The following is an 18303-nucleotide window of genomic DNA, read 5'->3' as shown; positions in this document are numbered from 1 at the left end:
CACAGCCTTTTCTTTCTACTTTCGCGACAATTGCTTGTAACGATCATACCAAATATCAATATAGCCTTGAGAAAAAGGCCCCTTTTCATTGTTGATCCAGTCCACTAAGATCTTGACATTTTCTTTGAGAATATAATCAATTTCTTTAGAGTAATGCATTTGCTGACTATGGGCTTCATATTCATCCACGTCCAACAGGCGTTTCTCGCCATCAGGAAAAACTTTGACATCTAAATCATAATCAATATACTTTAGTGCCTCGTCATCTAATACATAAGGTGATGCTAGATTACAATAATAAGAAACTCCCTTCTCTCGAATCATTGCTATTATGTTGAACCAGTATTTTTGATGAAAATAAACGATTGCTGGTTCGCGAGTGACCCATCTTCTGCCGTCTGATTCTGTGACCAATGTGTGGTCATTTAAGCCAATCAGTGAACACTCACTTGTTTTTAATACCATGGTATCACGCCACGTTCGATGCAAACTGCCGTCGTGCTTGTAACTTTTAATCGTCACAAACTCTCCTTCTTTTGGAACTCCCATAGCTACCCTTCCCTCAGCGAAAAAATTTTCGCATTTGTTTGGGTGTTATCACACCGACATCAGAATTATTATAGCAATAAAATGAAAGATTGCCTACTAATCTTTGTCATCGGATAAATAATTTTCAAAAACTTCCAACATTTTTTGCTGTGGTTTTGGAAAAACATAGCCAGAAAATTCATTTGGTTTCACCCAATGGCCTTTGAGTGTTAAAGGTGCTGCACTTCGACCGTAGAAAACCAGAATATGCCAGCGTAAATGACTAAAGACATGCTTAACCTCTCCCAGAACCTTTTTTTGCCAAATAATATTTTGAGCTGAAAAGAAATCAGGACTGTCTTCTGCAATCTGTGAACTAGAAAATAAATCCCAGCTTTTAGGATCATATTGCTCCTGCAATTCGCTGAATCGTTCTACTGAAACTTCTTCTAAAGGAAAGAGCCACATATTTGCTAATAACCCTGTTTCTGGACGTTGTTGAAGAAAAATCTCTTGTTCTTTATTTTCAATAATGCCAGCTACATAATAAACATCTTTTGGTTTTTGCTTTTTCGATTTCACTGGAAAATCGGTTTGACGATCTTCTCGATAAGCCTGACAAAATTGCTGAATCGGACAAATTTCACATTGTGGATTCGTAGGTGTACAGATACTGGAGCCTAAATCCATCATCGCTTGATTAAAGTCGCCTGGCTGCTTTTGACTAATGATCTTGCGCATCGCTTCATCAAAAAAGGTTCGATTACTTGCTTTCGCAATATCTGCTTCAATACAAAATAATCTACTAACGACTCGCATCACATTCCCATCGATTGCAGGTTCTGGAATCTCGAAAGCAATACTGCTAATAGCGCCAGCGGTGTATGGTCCAATTCCCTTAAGTGAACGAATCTCTTCGACCGTTTTCGGAAACTTTCCGCCGAATTCTTCCATAATCTGTTTTGCCGCAGCCTGCAAATTACGAGCCCTAGAATAATAACCTAACCCTTCCCAAACTTTCAGTAATTTGTCCTCTGGTGCCTCTGCTAACGCTTGAATCGTTGGAAATTGCTCCATAAATCGATAAAAATAATCAATCACGGTATCGACTCGTGTTTGCTGCAACATGATTTCCGAGATCCAGATGCGATAAGGATCTTGGTTGTAACGCCAGGGAAGATTTCGCTTTTCCTGCTGGTACCATTCTAGAAAAGCTTCTTGAAATTGTTCCACGTCTGAAGCCGACCAATTTTCCCAACCTCTACTCATCTGCTTCCTCTTTTCCACGAATAAAGGCATCGATCTGATCTAGCTGAAATCCCTTTTGATACAAACTCTGTTTGACCTTTTGTCGCCGTTTTGCTGGTTCAAATCGCTGATTCTTGCGCCAAAGCTTTTCACCCTGAAGCTCTAATGCATCCGTCTCTTGCTCCTCGATTTCAGAAAAATCAAGTTCGGCTAATACATTTTTACTGATGTCGCTGCTGAAGCCTTTTGTCATCAGCAATTGCTGAATTTTTCGTTGAACTTCGCGTGGGCTGCTATGATGAAATTTTCGCATCGCCTTTTTTGCTGTATGCGCAGCAACTTGAAATTGTTCGTCTGCTTCATAAAGATATAACGCGTGTTGAATATCCGTATCGTTCAGCCCTTTTTGTTTTAGCTTTTGCTGTAAAACTCGTGGTCCTTTATCTCCTATGCGCATTTGCGTGCGAACATAGCTTTCTCCATAGACAAGATCATTCAGTAAATCCATTTCTTTCAGACGAACAACAATTTTTTGCCGATCAGCACTTTCAATCTCATTCTCTTTTAGATAGGTTCGAAGTTCTTTTTCCGTCCGTAATTGATAGCTTAAATAATTTAAAGCAAGTTGAAATCCCAGATCTTCTTTGCCCTCCTGCTTAATCTCATCTAGCATCTTCTCATCTAGCTCTTGGCCTTTAAGCAAGCGATGACGTACAACTGTATCTTCTGACAATCGCAGCTTTTCGCCATTAGAAAATTCTACTTTATAGTAAGGTCCACGACCTTGACTGATTTTTACTACCGTCAGCATCTTATGTCCTCCAATTTACTATTTCTATATATATTCCTCATCCGCCTAGTGGAGAATAGTAATAATCTCCTCACAAAAACTAATTCTATCACAGATAATCAACCAATCGATAAAAATATGCTAAAATGAATTGCGCTTAAAAAGCTGAAAATAAAATTTGAGAAAGAGGCTAACCATGGCTGTTCAACTTAAACCTAACCAAACATTAACCTTGAAAATAAAACGGCTCGGTATCAATGGCGAGGGCATCGCTTATTACAAACGTCTGATTATTTTTGTCACTGGTGCGTTACCAAATGAAACGGTTATCGCAAGAATCACTAAAGCAACTCCTCGTTTTGCGGAAGCCCGCTTAGTAAAAACTACGAAAAAGAGTCCCGATCGTATCACGCCCCCATGTCCTGTTTATGAAGAATGCGGCGGTTGTCAGCTTCAACATCTAGTCTACAGCAAGCAATTAGACTTTAAGAAAGATTTATTGCGTCAAGCTTTAGAGAAATATAAACCTGAAGGCTATCAAAAATTCGAATTGCGCAATACAATTGGCATGGATGATCCTTGGCACTATCGCAATAAAGCGCAATTTCAATTGCGGAAAAATAAACGAACCAATCAAGTCGAAGCTGGTCTTTATCAGGCGGATTCTCATCAATTGGTTCCGATCAAAGATTGTTTGGTCCAAGAACCAACAACGCAAAAAGTCATCAATACGGTAGTAAACTTATTAACAAAATATGATCTGCCGATTTATGATGAACGTTCAAATTCCGGTATTCTGCGTACATTAATGGTTCGAATTGGTGTTGAAACTGGCGAGGTCCAATTAGTCATGATTACAAAAACACCGAAGCTACCGCAAAAAAATGCATTGATTCGAGAAATCACGAATCGTTTGCCAGAAATTGTTTCAATCATGCAAAATATCCAAGAGAAAAAAACCTCTGTCATTATGGGGGATGAAACCATTCATCTTTGGGGCAAAGAAGTTATCAACGAAAAAATCAATGAAGTCCGCTTTGAACTTTCGCCGCGGGCGTTCTTCCAATTGAATCCCCAGCAAACGAAGATCCTTTATCAAGAAGCCATCAATGCTCTGGATTTAACAACGCCTAAAACAGTAGTAGATGCGTATTGCGGTGTTGGTACAATTGGACTGTCATTAGCTAAAAAAGCCAAAGAAGTCCGGGGTATGGATGTAATCCCACAAGCCATTGACGATGCGAAGAAAAATGCGGAAGCAATGAACCTAACCAATACCCGTTACGAGGTCGGAACTGCTGAAAGCTTATTACCAAAATGGCTAAAGGAGGGCTTTTCGCCAGATGCAATTGTCGTTGATCCGCCACGAACAGGTCTGGATAATCAATTGCTTAAGGCGATTCAAGAATCACCAAGTCCCCAAATGGTTTATATTTCCTGTAATGTCTCCACTTTGGCTCGCGATCTTGTCAGTCTTGCAAAAATCTATCATATAGACTATTTACAATCTGTTGATATGTTTCCACAAACAGCTCGTTGTGAGGTTGTCGTAAAAATGTCTAGAAAATAGGAACTATCGTAAATGCCCAATCACCAAGTACCTACACACCAAATAACCTAAGCCCTATAATGGACTTAAGTTATTTGGTTGTTTTTGCGTACTGTTTGGCGCACGTTGCTTGTGCGAGAGGCTGCCAAGGCAAAAGCTCATCCAACGCTTCATTAGAAACATGCGCTAGATTAGGAATGCGATCAAATAGAAATTCCAAATAGCTCACTGGATTCAGCCCATTTACTTCAGCTGTTCGATACACGCTTAGAATGATTCCCGAAGTTCGAGCACCTTCCAAACTGCACGAATGCATAGAATTCTTGCGACCGATTACCAGCTCTTTTATCTGGCGCTCTGCTAAGTTATTACTAAGTTCCAAGCGTCCATCCTCAAAAATCCGCTCAAATCCTCCACGCAACTTTAGCGCATACTTGACCGCTGTATCTAGTTTGGATTTTGGAACTGCTGTAAAGGAGCCCAGCCATTCATAGAAATTGATGAATAGAGGGGTTAAATAATCCCGGCGTTTTTTCTGCCGATCTTCAACGGATAAGTCGACCCACTCTCGTTCCAATTGGAACCAGATATCGATCATTTTGACAGCGATCCAAGCAGGCGTTTCCTCGTTTTTATTGTTCTTTGGAAGAGCTTCAAAAAACTTCCGACGTGCATGAGCCAAACAATAAACGAGTGTGACATTTTCCACCGCGTTATAGCCTGCGTAACCATCACAATGCAGATACCCGTTGAAATCTGCTAGAAATTGCTTTGGCACTTCGCCAGCTCGCGATACTGCGTGATGGTAATATACGATTGGATGTGTACTATGCTTTCCTGTGCTGAATAGCCAGTAATGCGTGTCTTTCTTGCCCTTCTCAATGACCCGATACGTGGTTTCATCGGCGTGAAGGATTTCCTCTTGGGTTAAATGACTTTTTAATCGTTGGGCTAAACTGTCTAAGGCGTTATGACAAACTTTGATATGCCAGTTGGTGATGTTATCTCGGGAAATATCCAGACCCAATGTTTCTTGCCAATAACTTTCCTGCCGATTGGCAGGTACTTTTTGACCAAACTTCAATCGGATGGTTTCGGCAATCACGCTGTTTGACCCTAAACTATTGGAAACGACAGGTCTTGGAACAGGAGCTTTTTTATAGGAAGAAACATCTGCCTTTTCGCATTCTTTGCAACAATACGTATGTTGGTAATGAACGAGCCGATCTAACATGGCTTGATGGAAAAGCACCTCTTCGCGAATCTTGGTTGTGCCAATGTCGGTCATTTGAGTGCCGCATTGGTCACAGATTCGTTGCTCAGTTGACAATTCATGGTGTCTTTCTTTTAAGGGAAGATAGGCGATCTTCGCCGCTTTTTGACCGATTTTTCTTTTGTGTCCTTTTACCATTGTTTCTTGTCCTTCTTCTGTTTGGGGAACGGCCTTACTATCTTCAACCTCATCAGAAAATAGGTTTAACTGACCAGTCACTTGTGAATCCAGTGTTTCTTTGGAACGACCAAAAAAACGATCCGTAAAATAGCTCAATTTCTCATTGAGAAGATGAACCTCTTGGTTCAATGCTTGATTCGCATGCTGGAGTTCTTTGATTGTTTCTGTCTGAGATTCAAGGAGTTGAAGTAGGATATTCACATCTACTTCGACGTTATTGTTAGAAGAAGAATTTGTTTGTAAGGACAAGAAATTCACCACCATTTTCATTGTTACTACTGTTATTATTATACCATTTAGACGCATCAAAAAACAGAGAAAACCGCATAAAATCAACGATTTCACTCTGTTTAAAAGAATCCTTTTGTCCCAGCCTTGATTGCTTTGGGTTGGTGAATACTTAATCCCTCAAGTAGCCAGTGAATCTGTTGCACAGACAGTTGGCGAACTTCTTCCTTTTTTCTCGGCCATTGCAGTCGACCGTTTTCAATTCGTTTGTATCCCAGAAAAAAGCCATCGTTATGCCAGTAGAGCAATTTAAATCGATCACAGCGATTGCCGCAAAAAAGAAAGATGGCATCTTCGTAAACATCCAGCTCATAGTCTTGTTGGATAATCCTAGCAAGTCCGTCAATTCCTTTGCGAAGATCTGTCTTACCAGTTACGAGAAAGATTTTTTCTACTTTGGTAAAATCGAGAAACATCTTATCCCAACTCCTTAAGGATCGCCGAGAGGATATAGCTGTTTACGCCATTATAGATCAAAACTTCAGAACCATCCTTCTGACGGATACGCAGGGCAATTTTTGCGGTACTGTTTTTTCTCTGATCACGAGCCGTTCTCGATTGATCGTGAAGTTGAATAGGAACGATATCATTTATGTTTTTCAAAAAAACACCTCCGTTTCACTTGATAGCTCAAGTATAGATGAAGGTGGAAATATTTTATAGGTACCGATTTATTAGGCATTTACGAACTATCAGAGATTCAGCTTTTGAAAAATCGATAAAAACAAAGCGTTCCTATTTCTATCGTACGTGATAGAAATAGGAACGCTCGTTTTTTAGTAACCAGCAGCGGGCTGGCCGTAAACATCATTTTGCTGTCCTGCGTTAGGATCAGTAGCACCGCCGTAACCTTGATTTGGATCTGTATATCCTTGATCATATTGAGTAGAATAATCATCGGATTGTTGATAGTCGTTAGTTGTATTTGAAGAATCACCATAAACGCCACTGCTGTCATAATTATTCGGATTATCATAGCCTGGCGCAAATTGGCTGGTGTCTTCACTGGCTTTGCCATCAGAGTCATCATAGAACAAACTATCTGCATCTTGTTCTTTCAGGTTTGGTAAAGTGCTTGCTGTAGGCAAATCTAACTGCTTCTTCAATGTGTTCTGAATATCTAATAATTCATTTGTACCTAATATTTGATAGTAAATTTCATCTATCATCTGACTCTTACCAACCAGTTGTTTTTGTTTGATAGTATCAAATGCGGATAAATAGTTCGTTCCGATATCCATCATATCATCCCATGTTAGATCGGTTTTCATATTTTTTTCGACTGCTTTTAAGATTTTTCTATAGTTACTTACACCATTGATTGACATCGCTTTTCGTAAAATTTTGGTCACTACTTCTCTTTGACGTCTTTGCCGTCCAACATCGCCTTCTGGATCTTCATAACGCATCCGCGCATAGGCTAAGCCCTTTTCTCCATCCAACGTTTGTTTTCCTTTAGGTACATGAATACCATCCAAAGTAAAATCAATCTTATTATTGACCTCAATACCGCCAACCGCATCAATCAAGTCTTTTAATCCACGCATATTGATTGATACATAATGGTCCAAAGGGATATCTAACAGTGTCTCAATTGTATCCATTGACATCTTCACACCACCAAACGCGTAGGCGTGATTTAATTTGTCATTCGTCTCATACCCAACAATTTTAGTCAAAATATCTCTGTCTAAGCTGACAATTGTTGATTTCTTTTGCTTGGGATTGATAGTAACGACCATCATACTATCAGATCTCCCCTGATCCGAGCGGCCAAGGTCTCCTGTATCGACTCCCGCGAGCAAAATTGAAAAAGGCTCCGCATTGTCTATATTGGGTTTGTCACCCTCTCGCTTCAAACTTGTACGTTTAACAGTTTGTCGAATACTATCAACCATTTTACTGGCATCATTTGTCACTTGGACAGCATAGTAGGTAATCCCACCTATAAATAAATTTAGTAGGACTAATAACCCTACGATCACTTTCTTCCAACGACTCATCATACACCTCTATTAACGATTTTTTCGTTTTATTTTCTCATATATCAGCTATCTAATCAACAACAGCTAAAAACAATTAATTTCAAATAACAGAAACTTAAAGAATATTAATAGCTGGTTTGCTCTTTACGTTCGATTTATACCATAAAATTATGAAGATTTTTGGAAGGTCATAAAATCTAGGCTAAAAAAAGAGGAAGATTGACCATGCCAATCTTCCTCTTTAATAGTTGATTACTTAGCGTTCGCTAAGTTTTCATTTGCTTGATCCCAGTTCACAACGTCCCAGAAAGCAGCGATGTAGTCTGGACGTACATTTTTATATTTCAAATAATACGCATGTTCCCATACATCTAAGCCAATGATCGGCGTTTTTCCATCAGTTAATGGGCTGTCTTGGTTTGCAGTAGAAGTAATTTCTAATTTTCCATTGTTCAATACTAACCATGCCCAGCCAGAACCAAAACGACCAGTTGCTGCAGTCTTGAATTCTTCCTTCATTTTTTCAAAGCTGCCAAATGCTTGATCAATTGCGTCCTTAATCGCGCCTGTAGGTTCACCGCCAGCATTTGGAGCCATAATTTTCCAGAAGAAGCTGTGGTTAGCATGTCCGCCGCCGTTATTACGTACAGCCGTACGAATGTCCTCAGGAACTTCATTTAAGTTTTTCATTAGCTCTTCAATTGACTGTTCTCCTAATTCCGGATATTTTTCAATCGCAGCATTTAAATTTGTTACATATGTGTTATGGTGTTTGTCATGATGCAAATGCATCGTTTCAACATCGATATAAGGCTCCAATGCATCGTAGCCATAAGGTAGATCTGGTAAAGTATAAGCCATAGTTCAAGTTCCTCCTTAAATATCTTTATGCTTTAACTGTAACAAACAATGCAATGTTCTTCAAAATATATGCCTACTATGGCGAGGAATTCGTTTTCTCGTCTTCAATAATCTCAACTTTTTTGAAAATGAAGACTTTACTAAAAATATAATTGGCAACGACAACGACAATTTGCGTAATAATCTTTGCAATCAAATTTCCTGTGTGCAACATATCAATAAACAAATACATGCAAGCCATATCCATACCAAATGACAACACACGATAGAAGATAAATTTAGCAAACTCCCACGCCAAAGCTGGAATACTTTCTGTTTTTGATTGAAAAACCCACAATTTATTTGTGACAAACGCAAATAGTACCGAACAAATCCAAGAAATAGCATTTGAAACTGGCCAACTTAAATGAAAAGCTTGATAAGCCAAAGCAAAGGTCACAATATTTACTACTGTCGCTAATCCACCAAAAAATAAATAAATGAAGACTTCCCAAAGTCTTTTTTCTTCTAAATAGTCCTTAAACATCTGATAAAATTTCATGATTACTCACTTTCTTATTATCCACTTTCATAAATACGATAACGAAGCAAGGTACGATAGTCAATTCTTTCTTGCATTCTTTTTACATTTTTACAGATCGCCTTGTTATTTCAACCTTACTTCGCTACAATGGCTCTTGTATAAATAGATTGGAGCGATCACATGACTTTTCGTCAATTAATCAAAGGATCCCTTATTCGTTTTGAGGATCTAAAATCAGCAAAGGACACGCCCTTTTGGAAATCGATCGTTTATCTACTAGGGTTGAGTTTGCTTTTGGCAATTCCGAGTGTCTATCAGGCCCTTCAGGTAATGGATCAACTGAAAACCGACAGCCTAGAGATTGTTGAAAAAATTCCCGACTTTAGGATTGAAAATGGTGAAATCAAAACTGAGAAACCTGAGAAAGGATTTATTTATCAAACAGATTCAATTATTCTGACCTTCGATCCTGAAGGAAAACGTACGCGGCAAGATGTCGAGAAAGACTTGATTGGAAATTACTTCAGTGTTGGACTGTTAAAGGACCAAGCTATAATTGTACTTCCCGATTACGGCGGGGTCAGCTCAGCACTATTCGGCGATAACGTCCTTAAATTCTCCTATAAACAGGAACCTCTAAAAAGTATGACTGGGGATAAATTGAGAACTGGTCTAAAAGATTTGAGAATGCCAATTTGGACGCCTTTAGTGATGCTATTGGCAGGTCTTTATCCTTCCTTCATCAACTTATTCGTTACATTAATTTTTGCCGGTATTGCTGGTATGATCGTAGCAAAATTAAGATTGCGCCGTGTGACTTTTTTTGAATGTTTCAAAACAATTATTTATTGCGCAACTATCCCAACAATTTTAGCAACCCTTATTTTATTGTTTCAACCAAACTTTGACTCAAGTATTTTAATTACGTTCATCAGCTTGTTTATCTTTTTCCGAGTCATCAATCACTTCCCAAAAATTGAATTGCCAACTAATTAACTGCTTACGATTCTGTAAGCAGTTTTTTTTCGCAAGCTTTGATAAAATAAATGAGACGATTCTATTTGAACATGAAATGAGGCGTAAAGATGACAAAACCAATTATTTTCTTACAAAAAAAATTTCGCGAGGAATTCACTGAAAAAATTCAATCCATCGCTCCTGACTATCAAATCAAAAACACTTTGACTGAAGAAGATTTTGCAGCCGTAGAAATATCTGTGGGGTGGGCAGAGAAATTCGAAGATCAGTTATTAGCAACCCAAAAATTGAAATGGGTACAATCTATTTCCGCTGGTGTAGATTATTTACCACTAGATAAGTTCTCAGAACAGGATATTTTATTATCTAATGGCAGTGGGATTCATGCCCTTTCTATCAGCGAACATATTATTGGCGTTCTGCTTGGCTATTATCGCGGCTTGAACGAAGCTGTAAAAAAACAAACCCAAAAAGAATGGGCTCAAAAATCCATTCACTATGACCAGCTTGCTGGGAAAAATTTACTAGTCGTTGGTACCGGACATATTGGTCAGCAACTTTCGAAATCAATCCATAGCTTAGGCGTAAATGTTTTTGGTATCAATACAACTGGCCATTCAGTAGAGGGATTCGCAGAAACCTACTCCATCAAAAATATGGCTAAAATTGTCCCAGAGATGGACATTGTGGTAGGGATTTTACCTGGTACACACGAAACCTATCATATTTTTAATAGTGATATTTTCGAAAAAATGAAGAAAACTGCTGTATTTGTAAATGTTGGACGTGGGGATACTGTTCATACGAAAGAGTTGACAACAGCACTTGAAGAAAAACACTTTGCCTTTGCTGCCCTTGATGTTTTTGAAGAAGAACCGCTACCAAAAGAAAGTCCGTTATGGGAATTTGATAATGTTTTGATTACTCCGCATATTTCAGGAATGACTATTGATTTTCAAAATAAATTTATGAAAATCTTTTTGAGTAATTTAAAAAGCTATGTTTCAAGTAAAGAGTTGACTGTGAACCAGGTTGAAGTGAAACGAGGATACTAAAAAAGTTGGAGATTATTTCTCCAACTTTTTTTCAGTCTCCTTAACAATATAAACTGGACGTTTTTTTGTTTCCATAAAAATCTTCCCGATGTATTTTCCAATAATCCCGATGCACAGTAATTGAACACCGCCAATGAAGAGAATGATTGTTACCAATGACGGCCAACCAGATGTCGGATCGCCAAATAATAATGCTCGAACAATAATAAATATCATTGCGATTCCCGAAGCAACACAAGAAAAAGCTCCGACAAAAGAAGCTATATTGAGGGGCACATCTGAAAAATTTATGATTCCATCGATTGAATAGTTAAACAATTCCCAAAATGACCATGAAGATTTTCCAACCACTCGCTCTTGATTCTCAAAAGAAATATATTCTGTTTTAAAGCCAACCCAACTAAATAACCCTTTAGAAAATCGATTATGTTCAGTCAGTTCCAATACCGCGTCAACCATCTGGCGTGTCATTAAACGATAATCTCGAGCGCCATCCACCATCTCTGTCTCACTAATTCGATTAATTAAATGATAAAAAGCTTTGGCAAATAGATTTCGAATAATGGGTTCTCCTTTTCGATTTGAACGTCGCGTTCCTACACAATCAATATCTGATGTCTCGATCATTTCAATCATTCTCGGTAATAATTCAGGCGGATCTTGCAAGTCAACATCCATGACAGTTACTAAGTCACCCTTAGAAGCTTGTAAACCTGCATATAATGCTGCTTCTTTACCAAAATTACGTGAAAAAGAGATATAGCGAACGAAATCGTTTCTTTTAGCTAAATCTCGCAAAACTTTTAGCGTTTCATCCTTTGAACCATCGTTAATAAAAATATATTCAAAACTATGCGAGACTTCTTTTTTTACTTTCTCCATCTCCGTAAAAAAAAGAGGAATCGCTTCCTCTTCATTAAAGCAAGGAACAATAACTGATATCATTTTATATCAACTCCTAAACTTGGATAAAGTCGTACTTTGGTTCATCCAAGACTGTGTCATAATCAACAACAAGGTCGTATCCCTTAAAAAACCATTCATCGGCTTCTTCAATATAAAACAATTGATCACCAATAGTTGTTTTTACAAGTGGACTATCGATTGTATCCACCGACATCCCTACTGAAAAGCCATCATGAACCTGAGTTTTCCCATAGACTTTCCCATAAAATTTGATTCCTTGGCCATTGCTTAATTCAATTTCACGTTTAAACCATTCTTGCGCTTTTGGGGTTATTGTTAACTTCATTTGAAAATCACCTATCCATTCATTTTTTCATCTAAATAATCCACATCTTCATCGCGACCAATTACCACTAAATGATCATCCTTTTGTACGATTTCCTCTGCAGGAGGCGTCACGATTGGATCCTGATTATCCCGACGAATTGCTACCACATTTAGTCCAAATCGTTGACGAAAATCTAGTTCATCTAAGGTTTTACCATAAAATTTACGATTGGTCACATTGATTTCCGCCAAAGAAAACTCATCAGATAATTCTAAATAATCCAAAATATTCTTCGAAACCAGGTTATGAGCGATTCGTTGTCCCATATCCCGTTCAGGATGGACAACACGGTCCGCGCCGATTTTTTCTAAGACACGGGCATGATATTCATTTTGTGCTTTTGCCAGAATATTAGGCACACCCATTTCCTTGACCATTAAAGTCACTAAGATACTCGCCTGAATATCCTCTCCTATTGCTACAATGACATGGTCGAAATTTCGAATGCCTAAAGAACGGAGAGTCATTTCATCCTGTGCATTCGCCACAACTGCATGAGTAGCAATATTCATGTATTCATTCACACGATCTTCACTGCTGTCTATCGCCAAAACTTCCTGACCGGATTCCACTAATGTGCGGCAAATACTCCCGCCAAATCTTCCTAAACCAATAATGACAAAACTTTGCTTCATGATATCTCCTTAATCTTTCAATATATTATTTATCCAAATAACTTGAATCTCTATACCAGCAAAACTTACATTTCCTAGTATAACAAAGAGCGGGTTAATAAAACAGAGATGGACTCTCTATTTTATTAACCCGTGCTTAAAGGCGTAGATCGCTGCTTGTGTACGATCCTCTACTTCTAGCTTCGCTAAAATATTCGATACATGCGTCTTGACTGTTTTTAAGGTGATAAACAATTCATCAGCGATTTCCTGATTGCTCATTCCTTGAGCAATTAATAGTAAAATTTCTTGTTCACGATTCGTTAATTCTTCATGAAGAACATGACGGTTTCGATTGGATAATTGCTCCATCATCTTCGTCGTCACTTCTGGTTCTAAGACACGCTCACCATTATAGGTCTTACGAATGGCATTGGCGATCTCATAAGCGGTAGATGTTTTCAACAAATAACCTGAGGCGCCCGCTTCAATAGCAGGATAAACTTTTTCGTCATCAATAAAACTGGTTACGATTAAGATTCTTGCTTCTGGCCACTCTTTTAGAATTTTCTTGGTTGATTCGATGCCATCCATCACTTCCATCACCAAGTCCATCAAAATTACATCTGGACGAAGAGCCATCGCCTTCTCGTAGCCATCTTCGCCATTTTCAGCTTCCCCCACAACCTCGACATCTGATTGAATCGATAGGTAAGAAGAAACGCCTAATCGAACCATTTCATGATCATCAACTAACAATACTCGTATCATCCTCTGCCTCCTAGTTCTTAATAATCTATTTTATTTCTATGCTGTCTAGCATACCGTTAAGCAGGCTCAGTGTCCTCTACAACAGGAACTTTGATTTCAATACTTGTTCCTTGACCTTTAAAACTAATTATTTTAGTTGACCCGCCAACGCCCGCAATTCGTTCACGAATGTTGCGTAATCCATAACTACCAGCGTGCTCATCTTTGGCTTCAAATCCGACACCATCATCAATTACACGCAGCAAAATACTTTGACCAACGATTTTCAAATAAACCTCTAATTCATTCGCCTTTGCATGACGCAATGTATTGGACAATAACTCCTGCACTACTCGAAATAGTTGGTCCTCAATACTTGGTGAAACACAAATATCCTGAACATCCCATTTTAACTGAATTTGAATTTTAGTCTGTAGTTCCTTTAATAATTGCTCAATTCCTTGACGCAAACTTTTGCCTTCTAAACTGATTGGGCGCAAATGAAGCAACAATGCTCGCATTTCTGATTGCGCAGCATTGATAATATCGGCTACCATCGCCAATTGCTTCTTATAAGGCTCCAATTCTTCAGAATGCTGGGATTGTTCATTCAAGGCGGACATCATCATCATTGCCGCAAAAAGCTGCTGAGAAACTGAATCATGCAGTTCCCTTGCTAAACGATGACGCTCTTCTTCTAAGATTTTTTCTCTTGTCGTACCATCAACCATCTGCGGCTGACTGCTTAACTGCTGCAGCTCCCGTGACATGCTCACTAATTTTTCTTTAATTCGTTTGATATCATGATCGACTAACAGCATCTCTTTATTTTGTGAAATCGCTACATCCAAAGAAGGTTGTTCATAGTCACCTGAAGCCAAGTTTTGCAATTTTCCTTCTATTTTCCCCAATTGCCGCTTTTCTAAAAATGTCACGAGAAAATAGACCGCTGCGCATACCGTCAAAGAAATGACAATAATGTGAACAAATAAAGGAATGTAAAAAATTCGTGCAACAAATAATTGAGCAAATAATTGCCTTTTCCCTATCGCATACATATACAGAAAGAGGGTTGTCAAAATCAGTAAAAAAGAAATCAGACCCGAATAAAGGGAAATTTGTAAACGAGAATATTTCCCCATCATACACGAATCACCTCGACATCTCCCACCAATGTATTGGTCACTATTTTCAATCTACGAGGACTCTCATCATAATCCTCGCTATACATTTTGATTGTTTCATTGCGGAGAACTTGCGTATCCTCATCAAAATCAACCTTGCCATAAAGCGTTGCGTGCTCAAAAAGAATTCCAATACCATAAGGAACTAAAATTCGTGTCCGACCAAAGCCTTTACGGACAATTACGATGCTATCTTCTTTAGGCAACAATGTATTCCCTAAGTCAACGATTGTGTCTCCGGCTAAGATTGCTACATTAATATCATCCCACTCAAAAACTTGTGTTCCGATTCGATCATTTCCGATCCAGCTTTGTTTCCTTCGTTCACCATTATGTCCTGTCGGATCTGTTGTTTCAACCATTACGATGCTTTTTTTATTCTTCAAAGAATGGTTTGGCATTGAAATACCCGCAATTTCGAAACCCTTAAGTCCAAGAAATATTACTGCAAAAATCAACATCAACCAAGTCGCAGGACTATTCACTAAACAAATAATCAAAATCACTGAGCCTAAGATTAATTGGAATTTTCGACGACGACGTTTACGCAATGCCCAGTATATATTTAACACGCCAAAAAGCAGCATGATCAACATCGCAGGGGTAGAAGATAATTGCCATAATAAGAAAATTGCAAGTAAGGCTTCAATTACAATGAAAAAGCGCCATGGACTTTTCATCTTGTCTTTCCTCCCAACTTTTTATTTATACCTTATTCTACTTTTTTTAAAGTCTAAATACTATCGGTCTAAAGTCGCAACCTCTTTAAACCCTAAAAGAAAAGAGGCGACCAGCGCCTCTTTCAACCATTCTTAGTTTTGTTTGACATCTATGATCTTAACTTCCATGTTGCCACCGGGAGTTGCGATCGTTACGATATCCCCAACACTTTTACCAATCAATGCCTGCGCGATCGGTGAATCATTAGATATCTTTCCAGTTAACGGATCTGCTTCGGCTTTTCCGACGATCGTATATTCTTCCTCTTCTTCATCAGGCAATTCCACAAAAGTAACCGTCTTACCGATTGAGATCTCATCAGAATCAACATTCTCGTTATCAATAATTTGTGCGAAACGAATCATATTTTCCAAAGTACTGATACGTCCTTCAACAAAGGCTTGTTCATCTTTCGCTGATTCATACTCAGAGTTTTCAGACAAATCACCAAAGCTGCGTGCAATTTTAATTCGCTCAATGATTTCTCCACGTTTTACTGTTTTTAATTCTTCTAATTCCTTCTCTAACTTGTGTTTTCCTTCTAAAGTCATAGGGTATGTTTTTTCTACCATTTTTCTTCTCCTTCAATCAACAAAATTACGAAAGGTAATCTTTTATAGATTTAATCCACAAAAGATTACCACGTAATTACTGTAATGTAAATTGTTTATTTCTCTTTATTGACATATTTTTCGACCAATTCCATATGCTCTTCGTAAGTCTTCGCATAGTATACTTTTCCTGTTGAGATATCTGCAACAAAATAAATATAATCATTCTCCGTTGGATCAAGGACAGCTAGGATTGCTTCTTGACTTGGATTGTCAAATGGCCCTGGTCCATATCCAGTATTCGTATATAAGTTATACGGCGAGTCCACTTCTGTATCCTTAATCGTGACAACTTCTTTATGCTCACCTAAAGCGTAAAGAATTGAAATATCTGATTGTAAAGGCATTTGTGCTTCAATCCGATTAAAGAAGACTTGTGCAATTTTCTTACGGTCAGATTGAGTGACTCCTTCTTTTTCGACCAACGAAGCCAATGTCATGACCTCTTGAACGTTTAATCCTTTTTCCTTAATTTGACTATAATATGGCGTTAGGATTTGATTCGTCGTATCTACCATTTGAGTTACTAAATCTTCGAGACTCCTATTTTTATGAACGTTATAAGTCGCTGGGAACAAATATCCCTCTAAGCGGTAACGAACATCCTTTGCGTTACCGGCATCTGTTAATAGGTCTGGATACTGCGTTTTTAGCTGTTCGAAGAATTTATCATCCTTCATAACCTTGATAAAATCTTCCTTCTTGAAGTCTGTTTTCTTCGCGACTAAACTTGCAATCTTATCAACATCATAACCTTCAGGAACAGTCAATTTCGAAGCATCATCTAACGGCTCGGCACTTCCACCTTGCTGCAATTCTTTACTAATTTGATCCAACGTCATATTAGGAGAAAATTGATAATAACCCGCCTGGAAGTTCGTTAGGTTTTTAAATTTCGTATAGAAATTAAAAACCATTCCATCTCGGATCACTTCTCCTTCTTCTAAAATGTCACCGATTTGACGGTTCGATGAGCCGCTCGGCACCTCTACCTGAACCAATTTTTTGTCATTTTTATCCAGCGGTTTCAAACCAGCACTAACATAGTTATAACCCGAAATCGCTAAAATCCCTGCGACGATCAAAATACCAATCGTCAATATATAAACAATTTTGCGGACGACTCGATCCTCTTTGCGACGTTCTGCTCGTTTCAAGTTGCTCTCCTCACTTAAATCACCTTCAAAGTCTTCATCCATATTACGAAGATCATCAAATTTCTCACCAATACGTTGGAAAATTGATGGCTCTTCTTCAACATGCTCATCATGCTTCGACTGTTTTATCCCCTCTGCCTTTTCTTTCTTCTTGGATGGGACAGTCTTAGCCGCTCGTTTTGATTCGTCACGACGAGACTCTGCTTTCTTTTCTTGAATTACTGAAGGTTCTTTGGTTTGCTCTTTTTTTATCGGACTCGTTTTCTCTGCTGTAGACTTCTTTCTCTCTTTTCTTATCTTAGACTTTGCTTCAGAGTCATCAAGATGAACCTTTTTCTCTGATTCTTTTTCTTTCTTCAGAGGTTCCTCTTTTTTTATCTCTTCTTCAATCGGCTCAGACTTTCGCTCAGCAGCAGTTGATTCTTTCTTTTGTCTATTGCCAAATAAACGCTCATAAGACGAAGCCAAATCGTCGTCATCACTAGTATCCTTTTTTGTTTTCGAAGGCCCAGTGGATGGCCCAGCGGATATTGAGCTCGCTTTTTTCGTTGGTTCTACTTCGCGATTCTTTCGGCCCTCTTCTAAAGCCCGCATGATCTGCTCTTTAAAAGATCCTTCTTCCGAGTGTTGGTTTTGATCCTCAGACAAAAACAACTCCTCCTTACTTCATGTCATAACTTAAACCATTATACATGAAATGAAAGAGGAGGGAAAT

Annotated in this window: 20 protein-coding genes; 3 read left to right on the top strand and 17 right to left on the bottom strand. The window is 38.5% G+C overall.

All coding sequences use genetic code 11. The features are described 5' to 3' along the window. Positions 1-15: 15 nt before the first annotated feature. The 3 genes from ntdP to recX all read right to left on the bottom strand — a co-directional run bounded on the left by ntdP (position 16) and on the right by recX (position 2587). Positions 16-549, bottom strand: a complete 534-nt coding sequence (gene ntdP, locus IGI52_RS00820) for a nucleoside tri-diphosphate phosphatase (protein WP_010740416.1) — start codon at positions 547-549, stop codon at positions 16-18. 96 nt (positions 550-645) lie between these two features. Then, positions 646-1797, bottom strand: a complete 1152-nt coding sequence (gene mutY / locus IGI52_RS00815; RefSeq protein WP_438780133.1) for an A/G-specific adenine glycosylase — start codon at positions 1795-1797, stop codon at positions 646-648. After that, complete coding sequence (gene recX / locus IGI52_RS00810; RefSeq protein WP_016180624.1) at positions 1790-2587, bottom strand: recombination regulator RecX; 798 nt, start codon at positions 2585-2587, stop codon at positions 1790-1792. Before recX ends, mutY begins: the two co-directional genes overlap by 8 nt. A gap of 175 nt (positions 2588-2762) precedes the next feature. Between recX and rlmD the strand changes: the two genes are divergently transcribed. Beyond that, positions 2763-4136 (top strand): 23S rRNA (uracil(1939)-C(5))-methyltransferase RlmD, encoded by a 1374-nt coding sequence (rlmD, locus tag IGI52_RS00805; RefSeq protein ID WP_438780132.1) that lies wholly within the window; start codon positions 2763-2765, stop codon positions 4134-4136. A gap of 70 nt (positions 4137-4206) precedes the next feature. Here rlmD and tnpC read toward each other — a convergent pair whose 3' ends face one another. The 6 genes from tnpC to IGI52_RS00775 all read right to left on the bottom strand — a co-directional run bounded on the left by tnpC (position 4207) and on the right by IGI52_RS00775 (position 9243). Beyond that, positions 4207-5769 carry an IS66 family transposase gene (tnpC, locus tag IGI52_RS00800; protein ID WP_070557863.1) on the bottom strand — a complete coding sequence of 521 codons (1563 nt, stop codon included), beginning with the start codon at positions 5767-5769 and terminating at the stop codon, positions 4207-4209. A 149-nt stretch (positions 5770-5918) separates the two neighbouring features. Beyond that, the gene (gene tnpB, locus IGI52_RS00795; RefSeq protein WP_070557861.1) at positions 5919-6272 is read right to left on the bottom strand and encodes an IS66 family insertion sequence element accessory protein TnpB; all 354 of its coding nucleotides are present in this window, start codon (positions 6270-6272) and stop codon (positions 5919-5921) included. Position 6273: 1 nt separating this feature from the next. After that, a complete protein-coding gene (locus IGI52_RS00790; RefSeq protein ID WP_070557862.1) occupies positions 6274-6459 on the bottom strand; it encodes a hypothetical protein in 186 nt (61 codons plus the stop codon). A gap of 173 nt (positions 6460-6632) precedes the next feature. Beyond that, entirely contained in the window at positions 6633-7859 is a 1227-nt protein-coding gene (locus IGI52_RS00785) for an LCP family glycopolymer transferase (RefSeq protein ID WP_048721479.1), read from the bottom strand. Between the two features lie 234 nt (positions 7860-8093). Next, complete coding sequence (locus IGI52_RS00780) at positions 8094-8702, bottom strand: superoxide dismutase (protein ID WP_049219207.1); 609 nt, start codon at positions 8700-8702, stop codon at positions 8094-8096. 76 nt (positions 8703-8778) lie between these two features. Then, entirely contained in the window at positions 8779-9243 is a 465-nt protein-coding gene (locus IGI52_RS00775) for a GtrA family protein (protein ID WP_049219204.1), read from the bottom strand. 162 nt (positions 9244-9405) lie between these two features. Here IGI52_RS00775 and IGI52_RS00770 point away from each other — a divergent pair, with 162 nt between their 5' ends. Both IGI52_RS00770 and IGI52_RS00765 read left to right on the top strand, forming a co-directional pair. Next, positions 9406-10221, top strand: a complete 816-nt coding sequence (locus IGI52_RS00770) for a DUF1189 domain-containing protein (RefSeq protein WP_144325073.1) — start codon at positions 9406-9408, stop codon at positions 10219-10221. Positions 10222-10310: 89 nt separating this feature from the next. After that, a complete protein-coding gene (locus IGI52_RS00765; RefSeq protein WP_102872597.1) occupies positions 10311-11258 on the top strand; it encodes a phosphoglycerate dehydrogenase in 948 nt (315 codons plus the stop codon). 12 nt (positions 11259-11270) lie between these two features. Here IGI52_RS00765 and IGI52_RS00760 read toward each other — a convergent pair whose 3' ends face one another. From IGI52_RS00760 to mltG, 8 genes are all read right to left on the bottom strand, one after another. Continuing rightward, positions 11271-12203: a glycosyltransferase family 2 protein gene (locus tag IGI52_RS00760; RefSeq protein ID WP_049218884.1), complete on the bottom strand. Its 933-nt coding sequence runs from the start codon at positions 12201-12203 to the stop codon at positions 11271-11273. Between the two features lie 13 nt (positions 12204-12216). Beyond that, complete coding sequence (locus IGI52_RS00755; RefSeq protein WP_070557848.1) at positions 12217-12510, bottom strand: HesB/YadR/YfhF family protein; 294 nt, start codon at positions 12508-12510, stop codon at positions 12217-12219. Between the two features lie 11 nt (positions 12511-12521). Further along, positions 12522-13187: a potassium channel family protein gene (locus IGI52_RS00750; RefSeq protein ID WP_438780131.1), complete on the bottom strand. Its 666-nt coding sequence runs from the start codon at positions 13185-13187 to the stop codon at positions 12522-12524. Between the two features lie 117 nt (positions 13188-13304). Continuing rightward, the gene (locus IGI52_RS00745) at positions 13305-13937 is read right to left on the bottom strand and encodes a response regulator (RefSeq protein WP_438780130.1); all 633 of its coding nucleotides are present in this window, start codon (positions 13935-13937) and stop codon (positions 13305-13307) included. Between the two features lie 56 nt (positions 13938-13993). Next, complete coding sequence (locus tag IGI52_RS00740) at positions 13994-15061, bottom strand: sensor histidine kinase (protein ID WP_049218881.1); 1068 nt, start codon at positions 15059-15061, stop codon at positions 13994-13996. Continuing rightward, complete coding sequence (gene liaF, locus IGI52_RS00735; RefSeq protein WP_326932144.1) at positions 15058-15780, bottom strand: cell wall-active antibiotics response protein LiaF; 723 nt, start codon at positions 15778-15780, stop codon at positions 15058-15060. The genes IGI52_RS00740 and liaF overlap by 4 nt, the downstream gene beginning before the upstream one ends. Before the next feature lie 132 nt (positions 15781-15912). After that, on the bottom strand, positions 15913-16392 hold the full coding sequence (greA, locus tag IGI52_RS00730; protein ID WP_438780129.1) for a transcription elongation factor GreA: 480 nt from the start codon (positions 16390-16392) through the stop codon (positions 15913-15915). Between the two features lie 95 nt (positions 16393-16487). Then, the gene (gene mltG / locus IGI52_RS00725) at positions 16488-17660 is read right to left on the bottom strand and encodes an endolytic transglycosylase MltG (RefSeq protein WP_375352300.1); all 1173 of its coding nucleotides are present in this window, start codon (positions 17658-17660) and stop codon (positions 16488-16490) included. Positions 17661-18303: the final 643 nt, after the last annotated feature.

This window comes from Enterococcus sp. DIV0187 (genome assembly GCF_051713785.1).
Taxonomy (GTDB): domain Bacteria; phylum Bacillota; class Bacilli; order Lactobacillales; family Enterococcaceae; genus Enterococcus_A; species Enterococcus_A avium.
This window is presented reverse-complemented; position numbering and strand designations above follow the sequence as displayed.